This window comes from Mycolicibacter kumamotonensis (assembly GCF_002086285.1).
GTDB lineage: Bacteria > Actinomycetota > Actinomycetes > Mycobacteriales > Mycobacteriaceae > Mycobacterium > Mycobacterium kumamotonense.
In genome coordinates, this window is the sequence record NZ_MVHU01000027.1 from 30,311 (window position 1) to 46,921 (window position 16,611).

General features: G+C 67.8%; 15 protein-coding genes. 8 read left to right on the top strand and 7 right to left on the bottom strand.

All coding sequences use genetic code 11. From position 1 onward, the window contains the following. Positions 1-141: 141 nt before the first annotated feature. A complete protein-coding gene (locus tag BST28_RS16645) occupies positions 142-1,017 on the top strand; it encodes an LLM class F420-dependent oxidoreductase (RefSeq protein ID WP_019737040.1) in 876 nt (291 codons plus the stop codon). A gap of 24 nt (positions 1,018-1,041) precedes the next feature. On the opposite strand, the gene BST28_RS16650 is transcribed toward BST28_RS16645, so the two are convergent. Next, entirely contained in the window at positions 1,042-1,323 is a 282-nt protein-coding gene (locus BST28_RS16650) for a hypothetical protein (protein ID WP_083081961.1), read from the bottom strand. A 272-nt stretch (positions 1,324-1,595) separates the two neighbouring features. Here BST28_RS16650 and aceA point away from each other — a divergent pair, with 272 nt between their 5' ends. Next, a complete protein-coding gene (gene aceA, locus BST28_RS16655) occupies positions 1,596-3,896 on the top strand; it encodes an isocitrate lyase ICL2 (protein ID WP_065287358.1) in 2,301 nt (766 codons plus the stop codon). 3 nt (positions 3,897-3,899) lie between these two features. Here the strand turns inward: aceA and BST28_RS16660 are convergent, their stop codons facing one another. From BST28_RS16660 to BST28_RS16670, 3 genes are all read right to left on the bottom strand, one after another. Next, positions 3,900-4,538, bottom strand: coding sequence for an HD domain-containing protein (locus tag BST28_RS16660; protein ID WP_207570120.1), 639 nt, complete (start codon positions 4,536-4,538; stop codon positions 3,900-3,902). Between the two features lie 44 nt (positions 4,539-4,582). Continuing rightward, positions 4,583-5,305, bottom strand: a complete 723-nt coding sequence (locus BST28_RS16665) for an SDR family oxidoreductase (RefSeq protein WP_019737036.1) — start codon at positions 5,303-5,305, stop codon at positions 4,583-4,585. A gap of 169 nt (positions 5,306-5,474) precedes the next feature. After that, positions 5,475-7,283 (bottom strand): hypothetical protein, encoded by a 1,809-nt coding sequence (locus BST28_RS16670; protein WP_083081965.1) that lies wholly within the window; start codon positions 7,281-7,283, stop codon positions 5,475-5,477. Between the two features lie 421 nt (positions 7,284-7,704). Here BST28_RS16670 and BST28_RS16675 point away from each other — a divergent pair, with 421 nt between their 5' ends. Together BST28_RS16675 and BST28_RS16680 are read left to right on the top strand one after the other, a co-directional pair. Next, the gene (locus BST28_RS16675) at positions 7,705-8,469 is read left to right on the top strand and encodes an AraC family transcriptional regulator (RefSeq protein ID WP_234808309.1); all 765 of its coding nucleotides are present in this window, start codon (positions 7,705-7,707) and stop codon (positions 8,467-8,469) included. Between the two features lie 130 nt (positions 8,470-8,599). After that, positions 8,600-9,607 (top strand): GlxA family transcriptional regulator, encoded by a 1,008-nt coding sequence (locus tag BST28_RS16680; RefSeq protein ID WP_019735345.1) that lies wholly within the window; start codon positions 8,600-8,602, stop codon positions 9,605-9,607. Here BST28_RS16680 and BST28_RS16685 read toward each other — a convergent pair. Genes BST28_RS16685 through BST28_RS16695 form a run of 3 tightly spaced genes read right to left on the bottom strand, consistent with a single transcriptional unit; the run spans position 9,604 to position 12,628 of the window. Then, positions 9,604-10,581, bottom strand: a complete 978-nt coding sequence (locus tag BST28_RS16685) for an NAD-dependent epimerase/dehydratase family protein (protein ID WP_029248841.1) — start codon at positions 10,579-10,581, stop codon at positions 9,604-9,606. The two genes, BST28_RS16680 and BST28_RS16685, sit on opposite strands and share 4 nt — an antisense overlap. 49 nt (positions 10,582-10,630) lie before the next feature. Continuing rightward, positions 10,631-11,344: an Rv0518 family GDSL lipase gene (locus BST28_RS16690; protein ID WP_065287353.1), complete on the bottom strand. Its 714-nt coding sequence runs from the start codon at positions 11,342-11,344 to the stop codon at positions 10,631-10,633. Between the two features lie 48 nt (positions 11,345-11,392). After that, on the bottom strand, positions 11,393-12,628 hold the full coding sequence (locus BST28_RS16695; protein ID WP_019735348.1) for an acyltransferase family protein: 1,236 nt from the start codon (positions 12,626-12,628) through the stop codon (positions 11,393-11,395). Between the two features lie 153 nt (positions 12,629-12,781). On the opposite strand from BST28_RS16695, the gene BST28_RS16700 reads away from it, so the two are divergent. The 4 genes from BST28_RS16700 (at position 12,782) to yaaA (ending at position 16,610) form a co-directional block, all read left to right on the top strand. Then, the gene (locus tag BST28_RS16700; RefSeq protein ID WP_083081968.1) at positions 12,782-14,743 is read left to right on the top strand and encodes a neutral/alkaline ceramidase; all 1,962 of its coding nucleotides are present in this window, start codon (positions 12,782-12,784) and stop codon (positions 14,741-14,743) included. Positions 14,744-14,842: 99 nt separating this feature from the next. After that, a complete protein-coding gene (locus BST28_RS16705) occupies positions 14,843-15,301 on the top strand; it encodes an STAS domain-containing protein (RefSeq protein WP_019735350.1) in 459 nt (152 codons plus the stop codon). An 89-nt stretch (positions 15,302-15,390) separates the two neighbouring features. Further along, entirely contained in the window at positions 15,391-15,867 is a 477-nt protein-coding gene (locus BST28_RS16710; protein WP_083081970.1) for a phosphatase PAP2 family protein, read from the top strand. After that, a complete protein-coding gene (yaaA, locus tag BST28_RS16715; RefSeq protein ID WP_065287350.1) occupies positions 15,864-16,610 on the top strand; it encodes a peroxide stress protein YaaA in 747 nt (248 codons plus the stop codon). Before BST28_RS16710 ends, yaaA begins: the two co-directional genes overlap by 4 nt. Position 16,611: the final 1 nt, after the last annotated feature.

A 16,611-nucleotide genomic window follows, 5' to 3' on the forward strand; every position in this document is an offset into this window, starting at 1 on the left:
TCTAGGTGCCCGCCGAATTGCGGCAGCGGTGCCCGGAAGCATCCTCGGCGGCCCGCGGTTGCAACTATGTGATGGGTCGCCGGCTGTTCGCGGCCCCTCGCGTGCCGTTATCCGCCTTGACCGCAAAGGACGTCCATCACAATGGAATTAGGCATACATTTTGTTGATTTCCAGCCCGGTGACCCGGCCCGGCTCGGACCGGTGCTCGCCGGCGCCGCTGTCGCCGCCGAGGAGGCAGGCGCGGCGATGTTCACCATGCAGGACCATTTCTTCCAGATGGAACAGCTGGGCCGCGCCCAGGATCCTTTTCTGGAGTGCTATACCGCCTTGGCTTTCGTCGCCGGTCAGACCCGCAGCATCCCGCTGGGTGTGCTGGTCACCGGCGTGACTTACCGTCATCCCGGGGTGCTGGCCAAAACCGCCGCCACCTTGGACGTCCTGTCGGGAGGACGGTTCATCTTCGGTATCGGAACCGGCTGGTACGAACGGGAACACACCGGCCTCGGCGTCCCGCTTCCACCGCTGAGCGACCGCTTCGAGATGGTCGAGGAGACGCTGCAGATCTGCAGACAGATGTGGAGCCCGGACGATGGGCCCTATGTCGGCAAGCACTACCGGCTGGCTGAGACCATCTGTGCGCCGCAGCCGGTCAGACAGCCACCGATCTTGATCGGTGGTGGTGGCGAGAAGAAGACGTTGCGGCTTGCGGCGCAGTACGCCGACATATGGAACCGCAACGGCACCGTGCTGCGGCCCGACGATTTGGGCCGCAAGGTTGAGGTGCTGCGCCGGCATTGCGAAGAGGCCGGACGCGATCCGGCCGAGATCCGCAAGACGGTCGGACTGTTCGCCGACCCGTTCGCCGATCTCGACGGCTACCTGCGGACCGTGGACTACTGTGCCGGCTTGGGATTCGACCTGGTCCACACCGGGCCGCTGCCGGGCAACCCCGACCCGGTCGGCTTTGTCCGCCGCCTCGGCGACGAGTTGGCGCCCAGACTCGCACAGATCGGCTGACGCAGACCACGAGTACGGCGGGACTCACATCACCGGTTCGTGCAGTGCCAGGCTGATGAAGAGGTAGCCCATGCAGATCAGCAGGTTCAGCGCGGCGAGCATCAGCCCGCCCACGATGAGCACATGCACCAGGCGGCGCCGGTTGCGCTGCGCCCGGGCCAGCCTCTGCTCGCGTTGCATCGCGGTCGCGGCGAGCGCGAACATGTAGTCGATCGACTCCGCCGATCCCGGCGGCGCACCGGCGGTCATCTCCCGCAGGCGGGCCGCCGGGATCTGTACCCCGACCTCGGCGAAGCGCCGGCTCATCCGTCGCGCTCCCCAGCGGCCGATCGGTCGATCCGCCGAAGCGATGCGCTGCGGCGGTTGACCCGCGGGGGTGCTCCAATGGCCTGACCGGGCCGTCATAACTGTTCACCATAGCCACGAAAGCTGCCGAATCCACCGGCTTGCCTCAAGTTCCGGGGCATCGTCTGCGGCGTACGGAAGATGTATGGCGAAACCGGGCTATCGCAGCGCCAGCGGCGGCACAATACTGGGGAGTAACAGGTGCGAACCGGGGCGAACAGGAGCGTGGATCCATGACGACTACCGAAACGAACACAGCAACGAGCGCACCGGCCGGCCGAGACGTCGAGGCCGACGTCGTGGCGACACAGCAATACTTCGACAGCCCGCGTTTCGAAGGAATCACCCGCCTCTACACCGCGCGTCAGGTCGTCGAGCAGCGCGGCACCATCCCCGCCGACTACACCGTGGCGCGCGAGGCGGCGACCGCGTTCTACGCGCGGTTGCGCGAACTGTTCGCCGAGCACAAGAGCATCACCTCCTTCGGTCCCTACTCCCCCGGCCAGGCGGTGGTGATGAAGCGGGTCGGCATCGAGGGCATCTACCTGGGTGGCTGGGCGACGTCGGCCAAGGGTTCCATCACCGAGGACCCGGGCCCAGACCTGGCCAGCTATCCGCTGAGTCAGGTGCCCGACGAGGCGGCCGGGCTGGTGCGCGCCCTGCTCACCGCCGACCGCAATCAGCAGTACCTGCGGTTGCAGATGACCGAAGAACAGCGCGCCGCGACCCCGGCCGTGGACTACCGGCCGTTCATCATCGCCGACGCGGACACCGGTCACGGCGGTGATCCGCACGTACGCAACCTGATCCGGCGATTCGTCGAAGCCGGCGTGCCCGGCTATCACATCGAAGATCAGCGTCCCGGGACCAAGAAGTGCGGACACCAGGGCGGCAAGGTGCTGGTGCCTTCCGACGAGCAGATCAAGCGTCTGAACACCGCCCGGTTCCAGTTGGACATCATGGGTGTGCCCGGCATCATCGTGGCGCGCACCGACGCCGAGGCGGCCAACCTGATCGACAGCCGCGCCGACGAGCGCGACCAGCCGTTCATTTTGGGCACCACCAACCTGAAGATTCCGGCCTACAAGGCCTGCTTCCTGGCGATGACCCGGATGCTGTACAACGCCGGAGTCACCGAGGTCAACGGTCACCTGCTCTACGACCTGCCCGACGGCGAGTACGCCGCCGCCGACGCCTGGCTGGAACGCAACGGCATCGCCGCCCTGATCACCAAGGCGGCCGACGGCTGGCGCGGCAACGGACACCGGTCCGTCGATCGGGTCTACGACGAGATCGAATCGAAGTTCGTCGAGGCCTGGCAGAACGACGCCGGACTGATGACCTATGGGGAGGCCGTGGCCGAGATGCTCGAGTTCGCCGAGCGTGAAGGCGACCCGCGCGATATGACCGCCGCCCAATGGCGCGAATTCGCCGAGCGGGCACCGTTTTACACCGCACACGCAAAGGCCGCCGAACTGAACGCCGATCCGGGCTGGGACTGCGAGCGGGCCAAGACCCCCGAAGGCTACTACCAGGTTCGCGGCGGCATCCCCTATGCGATCGCCAAGTCGCTGGCCGCCGCACCATTCGCCGATCTGCTGTGGATGGAGACCAAGACCGCCGACCTCGACGACGCCCGCCAGTTCGCCGACGCGATTCATGCGGTCTACCCCGACCAGATGCTGGCCTACAACCTGTCCCCCTCGTTCAACTGGGACACCACCGGCATGACCGACGATCAGATGCGGGCCTTCCCCGCCGAACTCGGCAAGATGGGGTTCGTCTTCAACTTCATCACCTACGGCGGCCACCAGGTCGACGGTGTGGCCTCCGAGGAGTTCGCGGCCACCCTGCTGCAGGACGGCATGCTGGCCCTGGCCCGGCTGCAGCGCAAGATGCGGCTGGTCGAGTCGCCCTACCGGACCCCGCAGACCCTGGTCGGCGGGCCCCGCAGCGACGCCGCGCTGGCCGCCTCCTCCGGCCGCACCGCCACCACCAAGGCGATGGGCGCCGGCTCCACCCAGGCCCAGCACCTGGTGCAGACCGAGGTGCCCAAGAAGCTGCTGGAGGACTGGCTGGCGTTGTGGAGCGAGCACTATCAGCTCGCCGAGAGTCTGCGCGTGCACCTTCGCCCGACCCGTCCCGGCTCCGACGTCCTCGAACTCGGGATCTACGGCGACGACGACGAGAAACTCGCCAACGTGATCGTCGACCCGATCAAGGACCGACACGGCCGCAGCATCCTGACCGTGCGCGACCAGAACACCTTCGCCGAGAAGTTGCGCCAGAAGCGCCTGATGGATCTGACCCACCTGTGGCTGATCCACCGGTTCAAAGCTGCCGCGGTGCACTACGTCACGCCCACCCAGGACAACCTGTATCAGACCGAGAAGATGAAGGCGCACGGCATCTTCAGCAGCGTGCACCAGGAGGTCGGCGAGATCATCGTCGCCGACGTGAACCAGCCGCGCATCGACGAACTGCTGGCATCGGATCGGGTGGCGCTGGGCAAGCTGATCAGCAAAGACGACTGAGGCTCACTCCGGCCAGCTGTTTGCCAGAATGGTCTCGACGAAATCGCCACGGACGAATGACGGATCGTAGTGCGCGAGCACGTCGGCGTTCACCGTGCCGAATGTGCTGTCCGGGCGGTGTCTGACGCCTTCGGTGAAGGCATGCAGGATACGGCGTTTGAAGTCGGGTCGCGGGTGCGCCACGGTCACCGCGGCAAGCTGATCCGCGGACAGATCGTCACGGCCGATGCCGAGGACATCGGTCTCGACGCCGGCAGTGACCAGCGCGATCTCCGGGTCGAGGAATTCCGGTACCCCCAGGGTGGTGTGCAAAGCGATGCTCAACCACACCTTGCGGGCATCGGCTTGGTCGATGCCGCGCTCCAGCAGGAAATCCCGTGCCGCGTTCGCGCCGTCGACCTCGAAACGCAGGGCCGAGGTGCTGCGACGCGGCTCGGTCAGGCCCAGGTCGTGGAACATCGCCCCCACGTAGAGCAGTTCCAGGTCGGGAGCCAGCCCGCGGTGTTGCCCCTGTAGCGCGCCGAAGAAGAACACCCGGCGCGAATGGTGATACAGCAGATCGTCTTCGACGTCGCGGATGAACTCGGTGGCCTCCCGCACCAGCGCGGTGTCGGGGATCGACACCCCTGCAACGGTTTCCAATGCTGCGGTCATTGATCCAGCTCCTTTCGGTTCGCTACGTGGGCTTATCCGGCGAGACTTCCGCCGCCGTCCGCCCGGATGATCTGCCCGGTGATGTACCCGGCGTCCTCGTCCAACAAGAAGCAGATCGCATGTGCGATCTCCTCCGGCCTACCGACGCGATGCATCGGAATGTTCTGCAGGAAAACCTTTTCCCGCTCCGAGCCGACCGGGCTGCGCTCCCGGTACATTTCGGTCTCGGTGGGGCCGGGCGCCACCGCATTCACGGTGATACCCGTCTCGGCGAGTTCCCGCGCCCAGATCAGGGTGCAGGTTTCCAGCGCCGCCTTGGCCGCCGCATACGGCGTGCGCTCCGGGCTGCCCAACGTGGTCAGGCTCGTGACGTTGACGATGCGGCCCCATCCGCGGTCGACCATGCCCGGCAGTACGGCCTGGACCACCTGCACCGCGGTACGCACGTTGAGGTCGTAGGTCTCAAACAGGTGATCGAGGTCGATCGATCCAATCCGGCCGAAGTGCGCGAAGCCCACGTTGTTGACCACCGCATCGACGGTGCCGCCGGCGAGGATCGCATCCAGCGTGCGCGCGGTGGCCGCACGGTCGGCCAAGTCCACCGGATAGAACGGCCCCGGAAAACTCGCGGGTGCGGTGCGGGCGATACCGATCGGCTCCACCCCCCGCGATGCCAGGCGGTCCACCACCGCCCGCCCGATTCCCTTGGAGGCGCCGGTGATCAACACCCGTCGGTCCGACCTGCTCTCGGGCATCTGTTCTCCTCTCAACAACACTTCGATCCGATTCTGGTCGCCCAATCGGCGATCCAGCCATGGCAGATGCGCCGTAGTTCCCACAGCTTGCGACGCTGGGCTGCGATGAACAGCGCACGGCCCAGGCGGTAGGTTCCTACCGCCTGGGCCGTGGTGACGACTGGACTGCCTAAATGTCCAGACCGAGGAACGCATCCCCGGGGTCCAGCAGCGCGGAGGCGTCGAAGACGCCGAACAGTGCGCTGAGGTCCACGTTCCCCAATGGCGTCACCAAGATGTCGGTAACGGTGCCCTCGGCGCCGTCCAGACCCGGGATTGCGGTGTAGACGTTGGCGAAACCGCCGCCGAAGTTGAGCACGTCATACACCGAGCCGAGCGCGGGCAAGTCCGCTGTGTCCACGCCGGTGGCGGCGGTGACGCCGTCGACGGTGAACGCGGTGTTGGTCAGGCCCAGCAGCTGCGTCACGGTCTCCGCGGTGTGCACACTGCCGAGCTGTTCGGCATCGGAACCGGTTCCGTCGTAGACGTGGAAGCTCTGCTGTGCCAGCTGTAGCAGGATCGAGGTGCCGGGGAAGGTGGCGACACCGCCGCCGATATTGAGCAGCGGTGGTGCTCCGATGGTCTGGAAGACCGGGGTGTAGCCCTCGGTCGCGTTAGCCCCGGCCCCGGTGAACGGATCGAAGGTGGTGTCGCCGATGCTGAAAGCATCCTTGCCGATTGCCGTTTCGGCCAACCCGGTGAACGCATCGCCGGGGTTCAGCGGCTCCGCCACATCGATACTGCCGAACAACGCGCTCAAATCCATACTCCCCATCGGTGTGATCAGGGTGTCGGTGACGACACCGTCTGGTCCCGGGGTGGCGGTGTAGACGTTCGTGAATCCGCCGCCGAAATTGACCGAGTCATACACGGTGCCCACCGCCGGCAGGTCGTCGCCTTCTCCACCAGTGACCATCAGCTGCGTGTTGGTCATCCCCAACAGGTTCGTCACGTGCTCAGAGGTGGTGATGGTGCCGACCTGCGTGACCGCATCACCGGAACCGCTATAGACGTCGAAACTCTGCGGAGCCAAGATGATTCCGCCGTGTGTGGCATCCCCGATCGAAGCGCCCCCGATATTCAGGAACGGCGCGACTCCGGTCAGTGCTGCGACCGGAGCGAAGCCCTCCGTGATGGAGCCGCCGGTTTGGGTGAACGGGTCGAGGGTGAACCCGTCGATCGCAAAGGCGTCTTCGCCCCCGCCGGCGGCACCGGCTTGCAGCTCGGCGAATGCGTCGCCGGGCTGCAGCGGAGTCGCAGCATCGATACCGCCGAACAACGGGGTCAGATCCATGTTTCCGAATGGCGTCACGAACGTGTCGGTGACGGTGTCCGGTTCATCGTCGGCGCCCACGACGGCGGTGTAGACGTTCGCGAAGCCACCACCGAGGTTGAATACGTCGTAGACCGATCCCACCGTCGGTAAGGGCACATCGGTCGCCGGCGGCGCGCCGACGACGGTGAACTGGGTATTGGTGAAGCCCGCCAGATTCGCCACCACCACACTGGTGTTGATGCTGCCGAGGTCGGTGCCGTCGGCAGCGTTGAACACCTCGAATTCCTGCCCGGCCATTGGCCCGCCGAGCGCGAATCCCCCACCCAGAGTCAATAGGGGCGGAGCGCTGGTGAGCGGGTGAACGAGGGCGTAGCCCTCCTCGTTCCCGTTGACCGGGTCGAAGGTGAAACCGCCGATCGTGAACGCATCGGCTCCCGTCGCAGTGGGAACGACAGGGCCCGGGTCGTCGGCCAAGGCCGCAGCCCCGACGTTGAACCGGTCCGCGGTCAGCGCCACATCCCGGCGAATCTGCGCGATGTCGGGCGCGGGTACGGGGCCTACGACGACGCTCGCGCTGGCGGCCGCGGCGCCGGCGGCGACGCACAGCCGGACCCGGGCGGCGGACCCCCCTGCGGTTCCACCCGGGTGACAGGACAATTGCATGACTTCTCCTCTGCTGAACGTGGTTACGTCGGTACGGCACCGAGCGCCGCGACCGCCCCGTGGTCTTACCAAAGCGGCGAAGCCAAGGCGTGTCCGCGATGAGCGGCATGTACACCAGACGCTCGTCGGCGTCGTCGCGCCGATGTCACGGCCCGCGATGTCAGCTATTGTGGGAAAGTTGTCACATCGACCACTGCGCTTGAGTTGCACCGAAGCCGACACTGCTGTGGTGATGTCGCGCTACGCGCGGGCTTCCTCGATGATTGCGGTACCCGAGGCGATAGCACGCGGATTGGGGTTCGCCCCGCAACGCTGCCTTGCCACGCCGGACGGGTCGTTGTCGGCGGCGATCTGGCGGTTCCGGGACCGGCCGTCCTACGAACTGAGCCGCACCGCAGACAGGTACACCGACGTCATCGCGATGCCGATCAGCGGACACCACCACCACACCTACTTCGGCAACGGCCGGCTGAGATGGAGTCGCCCGCATCCGGTATTTCACATGAACATGGTCGTGGCCGGAGAACAACCGCGCGCAGTGTTCACCTCGGACCGGCCGTTCACCTATCTACATGTCTACGTGCGGCACGAGATGATCGAGCGGCTGGCCGTCGAAAGCGGCCTGCTGGCAATGGGCGAGCCGGTCACCCTCGTCGACCCGATGTGTTCACACGATCCGTTCGTCGAATTGGTCTTTCGGCAGATCCTCCGGGAAATGTCCTGTGGCGACAGGGTTTCCCGGACGATGCTGAGCGCACTCGGTCAACAACTGGTGACCGGTCTGTTGCGGCGGCATTCGAGTGTCACTGGAACACAGCTGCAGTCGCCGAAATCAGGTGGTGCCTACCGTGATTGGCGGCTACACCGTGCGATCGAATACCTCGAGGCCCACCTCGCCGATGAGCTTGATCTTGGCGAGATCGCCGCGTCGGTAGGCCTCTCGGTGACACGCCTTGCGGCGCTTTTTCGGGAAGCCACCGGCGAGCCACCGCGCCGCTGGTTAATGCACCGCCGCTTCGCGCGGGCGTGTGAACTGCTGGCGACCTCGTCGCTGAGTGTCACCGAGATCGCTCATCGATGCGGGTTCGCCAGCTCCCAACATCTCGCCACGGTGATGCGACGGCGGCACGCCACTACCCCGAGCGACTACCGGAGGCGAGTACTGGGCGCACAGCTACAACCATGACACCGAAACCGGGATCGTGTCGCTATCTGTGGGATGCACGGCGGCAATGACCCTGGGGTCCGGAGCGCGGTCACAGCAGACTGACCTTGGTTGAGCGGAGGTCGCTGATGCCCTTGGGTAGGTGTGAGGGGTGTTTTCGGTGAGCAGAACGGTGGTGCTCGTCGTCTTCGACGGCGTGAAACTTCTCGATGTCGCGGGCCCGGCCGAGGTGTTCGCCGAAGCCAACAGGTTCGGCGCGTCGTACCAACTGAAAGTCGCGTCGGTGGACGGTCGGGCGGTGCGGACCTCGATCGGGATCCCGTTCACGGTCACCGACCGGATTTCGGCACTGGAGTCTGTCGACACGGTGATGGTCGCCGGTGGCGATGCGCTGGTCGGCCGGCCCATAGATCCGGCGCTTGTCCACGCACTCACATCCGTCGCCACCCGCACCCGCCGTCTCACGTCGGTGTGTACGGGCGCGTTCATCCTGGCCCGGGCCGGCCTGCTCAGGGGACGTCGCGCGACCACCCATTGGCGCCACACCGGGCGGCTGGCCCGCGCGTTCCCCGACATCGATGTCGAACCGGATGCGATCTTCGTCCGTGACGGCGACGTCTTCACCTCGGCGGGAGTGTCGTCGGGCATCGACCTGGCGCTGGCCCTCGTCGAGCAGGATTTCGGTACCGAACTGGCCCGTCAAGTAGCCCGCACTCTGGTGGTGTACCTCAAACGTGCTGGCGGGCAATCACAATTCTCGGTCCTCGTGGAAAGCGATCCACCACCGGGATCGGCGCTACGCGGTGTTCTCGATTCGATCGCGGCTGATCCCGGTGCCGACCACAGCGTGAAAGCCCTTGCCGCACGGGCATCGATGAGCACACGGCAGCTCACCCGACTGTTTCATGCGGAACTGGGAATCACCCCGGCCCGCTACGTCGAAACGATCCGGATCGACATCGCCCGGGCAGCACTCGACGCGGGTCACAGCGTCACCGACACGGCGCGGCTGGCAGGCTTCGGCAGCACCGAGACGCTGCGTCGGGTCTTCGCCAGCCACCTCGGCATCTCGCCGAAGGCTTACCGAGACCGATTCCGCACCACCGGGTCCCACCGACCCGTCGGACCCGGTGCCGCGCACTCGGGTGAAGGCGGCTAAGCCCGAATCGCGGCGACCGTGTCGGCCAGTGTTTCCCGCGGATCACGAAACACCACGCCGAGGTCGCGTTCGGCCGGCGAATCATCGGACGCCGGCATCTGGGTGTAGTACTGCATGCCCGCCGCGGTGAGCGGCGTGCTGATCGGCAGCACCCGCTCGGCCTGATCCAGCAGGCGCCCCACCCAGCGCAACGCGACATCCGGCAGCGGCGCGGCAAGCATGGCCGAGCCGGACACCGTCGCGAAAAGGCTCGCCAGCTGCCGCGCCGGCACCCGGTGGCCACCGGCCATGTAGCGGCGCGGGCCGCGGCCGGGTTCCAGCAGTGCGACGTGCAATGCCGCCAGGTCGCGCACGTCGACGATCAGCCATGCGGCGCTGCGGCCAGGAATCACCCGCATCTGCAGCGCGGCCCGTACGCCTTCGCCGGCTTCGCCGAACCGGTCGCCGACCGGCGGACCGAGCACCATGCCCGGATAGGTGATGTCCACCGGGAAGCCGGCTTCCTGCAGGCCGCGCACGTAGCGCTCCTCGCGTGCCTTGGACCGGCCATAGCCGTCGGAGCCGCCGGCCACCGGCAGGTCGGCACGCAGCGTGCCGAGCCCGGGCCGAAACAGCGCGGTGAAGCTGGAGACGTGGATGATCGGGTCTAAGCCCAATTCGACGGCGCCGCCGAGCACGTGGCGGGCGCCATCGGAATTGGTGGCCATCATCTGCTCGTTCTGGCGCGGATCGGTGGCGACCAGCGCGGCCGCATGAACGACGGCATCGCAGCCCTCCAGCGCGCGCCGCACCGAGTCGGCGTCGGTGATGTCGCCGACGACGTAGTCCGACACGTCGACACCGAGCCGTTCGACGCTGGTGTGCAGACCGGCGGGTTTGCGAACCAGGAAGCGCACCCGGTGCCCGGCGTCACTGATCGCCTTCGCGGTCCAGCCGCCGACGAATCCGGTTCCTCCGGTGATCAGCACCCGCATTGCAGCCATCCACCGATTCTGCTACGGCTCGGGCCCCGACCGGGGCGGGTCAGGTCCGCTTGGGCAGCTGGCCGGCGATCAGCGGCACGATCTTGTCCGCCATGTAGGCGTGCCCGGCGTCGGTGGGATGCACCCCGTCGGGACCGATCAGTTCCGGCCGGCCGACGAACCAGCGTTCGGCCAGCGGGTCGACGAATTCCGCCCCGACGACCCGTGCCTCGGCGCTGAGGATGTCGCGGATGCGCCACACGTTTGCGGGCACGTCGGCGGTGGGCCACGGCGGCCCGATCACCAGCATCCGGGCCGACGGGGTGGTGCGCCGGGCCAGGCTCAGGGTGTCGGCGACCAACCGGGTCAGCTCGCCCGGCTCGACATCCTGGTCGTTGCGGGAGCCGAAGAACACCACCAGCGCGTCGTCGGGCTGCACGGCTCGGGCGGTGAGATCCCCGAACAGTCCGCCGCGGTTGCCGCGCACGGCATAGCCGGCGCCACCCTCGGCCGCCACGTCGGCGCTGACGTAGATCCCGCGGCCGGCCAGGGTCTGCCAGGCCCGCGCGGTCCAGTTCGCCGCGCCGCGACCGGTGTCTTCAAACCCCGCGGTGTAGGAGTCGCCGATCACCGCGACCCGGTTCGGCGAAGCGCTCAGCGGCACAGTCTGGAAGTGGCGGGCCGAATCGTGGCCACGGGCCAGGTAACCGGTTCCCCCCACGACTGCGGCGACGACGGCCACCAACGAGACCGCACATGTCATCACCCGACTCACAGCCCACCTCCCCGATCGGCAGCGCGCACGTCAGCCGCGGTCAGCCCGTCAGGACACACTGACCGGAACTGCGGCGGCGCGCTTATCGAGGATCTCATCCACGGATTCGACGGCCAACGGGTCCTCCGCGGGCGTCACCTGCGGTGTCTCGGGCCTAGCACCGATCATCCTGCGCATCCAGCGCCGACCCGGCTCCTCGATGCCGTGGAACAGCAGCACCGACAACGCCGTCGCCGCCGCCAACAGTGCACATACCGTCCACTTTGCCGCGGTCGCCCCTTCGTCCAGCATGATCTCGAATTGTATTGCGGCCCAGTTCCACGCCGTGTGCACCAGCTCGTGAACCATGTACAGACAGAACGAGATCTGTCCTCCGTACACCATCAGCCGCGTCGACAGCAGCGCGGGCAGGCTGCCGGTTCCGACCGCCAGGGCCATCACCAGCGGCACGAACAGCACGTCGACCAGGCCGCCGCTGTCGTAGAGCCCGGAGATCGGATGGGCATCGAAGTAGTACAGGATGGCGACGGTCGCGGCGATGAGCAGCGCAGAGCAGTATCCGGCGGCGCGGCGCCCCCGGTCGCTCAGTCCAAGCTTGCGCACGGAAGCGCAGGCCAGCGCGCCCGCGGTGAACTGCATGACGATGCGCGGCAACCAACTCCACGGCGTGTAGAACTGGCCGGTGGCCAGCAATAACAACAGCGGCGGCAGCGAGGCGATGATCGCCAGGGCGGCCAGACCACGCGCCGAGGTAGCCCGCATCATCCGGTAGACCACCAGGATCAACCCACCGAACAGCAGGTAGGCCAGCCATTCGGCGCTGATCGACCAGGCCGGCCCATCCCAACTCGACCCGTCGAAGAACGGCTCGAACCACAACTGCACCAGCAGAACCTGGCGCACATAGCTGGTCGCGGTCAGCCTGCTGAGGTCCTCGGTGGGGACATGGCCCACGTGCAGGGTGAAGATCACCCACAGCAGCGCCAGGTGCAGCGTGACCAGGTAGATCGGCCACACCCGGGCCAGCCGCAACCACAGGAAATGCAGGGTAGCCCGCGCCGAGAACGACTCCCCCATCCGTTCCAGATAGTTCCAGGTCAGCACGAATCCGCTGAGAATGAAGAACAGGTCGACGCCCTGGGCCCCGCGGTCGAGCACCGGGGCCAGCGCGTCGCTGAATGCCGGCGACGCCAGCCGCAGCAGCGGCCGGAAATGAAAGAGCACCACCCACACCGCAGCGATGATGCGGAGCCCGGTGAGGGCTTTGATCTCTCCGCTGCGCACAACACTCTTTCGCCGGTGGGCTCTGCTGTCTCGGCCGCCGAGGGTGCGGGGTGACCGGCAGCCATCGCAGACTAGCAGCGGCGTTGTCCGCGGTGAAGTTGTCGACCGGGTGCGTCTGCCGGATATTTGCCGACCGTTGTGAATACTGAAGCGATGCCAGAGGACTATCGGGTGGGTCGCGGGATCGCCGATATCACCGGCGAGCCGGCCGAGTGCGGGATGCTCGGCTACGGAGTGGCCTCCCAGCAGACCTCCGGCCTGCACAACCGGCTGCGCGCCCGGGCCTTCGTTTTCGTCCACCCGGCCCCGGCCGCCGCCACCGACCGCCTGCTTCTGGTCGTCTGCGAACTGCCGTTGCTGCTGGAAAGCGTGCACCAGGAGGTGCTCGGTCGCCTCGCCGCCGCCTACGGCGAGGCGTACACGTTCCACAACGTGATGCTCACCGCGACGCACACTCACTGCGGCCCAGGCGGTTACGCCGATCACTGGCTCTACAACTCCAACACCGGCGGGTTCCGGCCGCAGACGTTCGCTGCGATCGTCGACGGCATCTGCGAGGCCGTCGATCGCGCGCATGCCGACCTGGCGCCCGCCGGCTTGAGCCTCGCCGTTGGCCGTCTGCACGATGCCAGCAGCAACCGCTCACCCTCGGCATTCGCCCGCAACCCGGCCGCCGACCGCGCCCATTTCCCCGACGCCATCGACCCCCAGAGCACGCTGCTGCGCATCGAACGCAGCGGCCGCCTGGTCGGCGCGGTCAACTGGTTCGCCACCCACGGCACGTCCATGACCAACCGCAACACCTTGATCAGCGGCGACAATAAGGGTTACGCCGCCTACCAGGTGGAGCGCCTCGACCGCGGCGTCGACTACCTGGCGTCCGAACCGCCGGAATTCATCGCCGCCTTCGCCCAGACCAACGCCGGGGACATGTCGCCCAACCTCAACCACCGGCCCGGCAGCGGCCCCACCCAGGACGAGTTCGAGAACACCCGGATCATCGGCGCCCGGCAGGCGGCCGCGGCGACCGACCTGACCACCGGACACGGCACCGAGGTCACCGGCGGTCTCGACGCGCGGGCCACCTACGTCGACCTGTCGGATTTCGAGGTCCGGCCCGAATTCACCGGCGACGGCCGATCCCATCGAACCGGCCCCGCGCTGGCCGGCGCGGCGGCCCTGGCCGGCACCGACGAAGGCCCCGGCCCACTGCACCCGCTGGTCAGACAGGGCCGCAACCGGCCCATCGATGCGCTGGTCGCAGGCACCGTCTACCGGCTGGCTCCCCGGCTACGGGACGCCCACGCCCCCAAAGGGGCGGTGGGACCGGGACGCCGGCTCAACAAGGCCCTGACCCTGATGGCCACCGGAGGCCCGATCCAGCTGCTGCGCATCGGGCAGCTGTATTTGATCGGCATCCCGGCCGAGGTGACCATCGTGGCCGGGCTGCGACTGCGCCGCACGGTAGCCGCCATCGTCGGCGCGGAGCTGCGCGACGTGCTGGTGGCCGGCTACAGCAACGGCTACCTGCACTACGTCACCACCCCCGAGGAGTACGAGGAGCAACGCTACGAAGGCGGCAGCACGATGTTCGGCCGCTGGGAGCTGGCAGCGCTGCAGCAGGTGGTCGCCGAGTTGGCCACCGCGATGCACCAGCAGCGGCCGGCACCGCACGGCAAGCCCCCCGCCGAGCCGCCCCGCCACCGGCGGTCGCGGCGCCGCGTACACCCGGACGAACCTGACCCCGGTCACCGGTTCGGGGACGTCCTGCTGCCGCCACAGTCCCGCTACCAGCCGGGGGCCACGGTGACGGCGGTGTTCGCCGGGGCGTACCCGAACAACGACCTGCATCGCGGCGGCACCTACCTGCGCGTTGAGCGCGAAACCGGCCAAGGATGGAGCACCGTCGCCGACGACGGCGACTGGTCGACGACGTTCCGCTGGCACCGGACCGGCCGCCGCGGGTCGACCATCACCGTGACCTGGACGGTGCCCGACGACACCGCCGCGGGACGCTACCGGCTCCGCTACCACGGCGACGCGCGGGGACGCGACGGACGGATCACCGCGTTCAGCGGGCGGACGGAGCCCTTCGATATCTCACCAAAGCGTTAATCCGCCGCCCAACGCGCCTTAACTTCGCCGCCTAACGTCGGGAAATGTCACGGTCGGTTATCCACCGGCAGTGAGCAGACGAGCAGAGCGGGGGCTGGCATGGCTATCACGATCACCACTCCGGATACGGCGCGGATCAGTCAGCAGGGCAACCCCACCGTCGAGTGCGGTGGCGCGCAGATCCGAGCTCACTCCCGTCACCTCGCCACGGTGATCACGATCCGGGGCCGGATCGATTCCACCAACGTGGACCAGCTCAGCGAACACGCCCGGCGATTCGTCCTGGCCAAGGAACCGCTGCTGCTCGACTTGAGCGGGGTCACCTCGTTCGCCGCCGCAGGCATCTGGCTGCTGTGCGTCCTCGACGGTGACTGCCGCGCCGCGGGCGTGGAGTGGACGCTCATCGAGGGCCAGGCGGTCAACGAACTGCTCGGCGACTTCGACGAGGACGCCATGTTCCCGACGGCGCGCTCGGTGGAGCAGGCCCTGCACGCGCTCGCCGACGGCAACGACCAGCGCCGTCAGGCACTGCTGCCGCTGTTTCAGAAATCGGCCTAACGATAGACCGGAGCACCCGTAGCGCGGCCGCGGCGCTGCGCTGGTGGCCGCCGGTCGGCCTGCTGGCGACGCTGGTTCTGGGTTGGGCGGTGGGCCGGGGCTCGACAACCCTCGACAGCTGGTTCGACCAGCGCCTCCGCGATGTCACCGGTGCACAACCGCGGTGGCTGTTGGCCTTCACCAGCGGCTGGCTGGTGCTCGCGGTGCTGGCGGGTTGTCTGGTCGTCACACTGCTCCGGCGGCAGTGGGCGCTGGCGGCCGCGGTGCTGGTCTGCCCGTTCGCCGTCACCGCGGTCAGCCAGGCCCTCAAATACCTGTTCGACCGCCGCAACGGCCCCTACCTGGAGTATCCGAGTGGGCACACCACGCTGCTGGTCGCGGTGCTGGGCATGATGGTGGTGGTGGCGGCTCGGCGTTGGGCTGTGGTCCTGGCGACACTGCTGAGTCTGCTGGGCATGCTCGGGTTGGTCGCCTGCGGTTATCACTTCCTCACCGACACCCTCGGCGCGGCGATGCTCGCCACCGCGGCGGTCTGTGCAGCGGCTCGATTAACGTCTGCGCTGTGATGGTGCTGCTACCCCCGTCGGAGACCAAGCGGACCGGCGGCGACGGGAAGCCGCTGCGCCTCGACGCGCTGGGATCCCCGCAACTCACCGACGTACGTGCAGCGCTGGTCGACGAGCTGGTCGCCCTGGCCGCGGATCGAGACGCCAGCCGGCGCGCGTTGGCGCTCTCGGCCGCCCAGGATGCTGAGATCGAGCGCAATGCGATGCTGCGCGCCGCGCCGACGGCACCGGCGATCAACCGCTACACCGGCGTGCTGTACGAGGCACTGGACGTCGACTCGCTGCGCGGCTTGGCGGCGGCGCGTGCCGCGAAGCGCCTGGCGGTGGGCTCGGCCCTGTTCGGACTGCTGCGGGCGACGGACCCGGTGCCGGCCTACCGGCTGTCGGCGACATCGAAGCTGCCCGGTCGGCCCGGCCTGGCCCAACGCTGGCGGCCCGTGCTGGAGCCGGTGCTGGCCGAGATCGCCGCCGCCGAACTGATCGTCGATCTGCGGTCCGGGTCTTATGCGGCGTTGGCCAAGATCCCCGGCGCGGTCCGCGTCGACGTGGTCGCCGAGCACCCCGACGGTCGGCGGGCGAGCGTCAGTCACTTCAACAAGGCGCATAAGGGCAGGCTGGCCCGGGTGCTGGCGAGCACCCGATCCGAACCGGATGACGCCGCGGCCGTGGCGGCCATCGCACGCCGGGCGGGGATGCGGGTGGAGCGCGACGAGCACCGGCTGACCGTCGTGGTTGCCGCTTGAG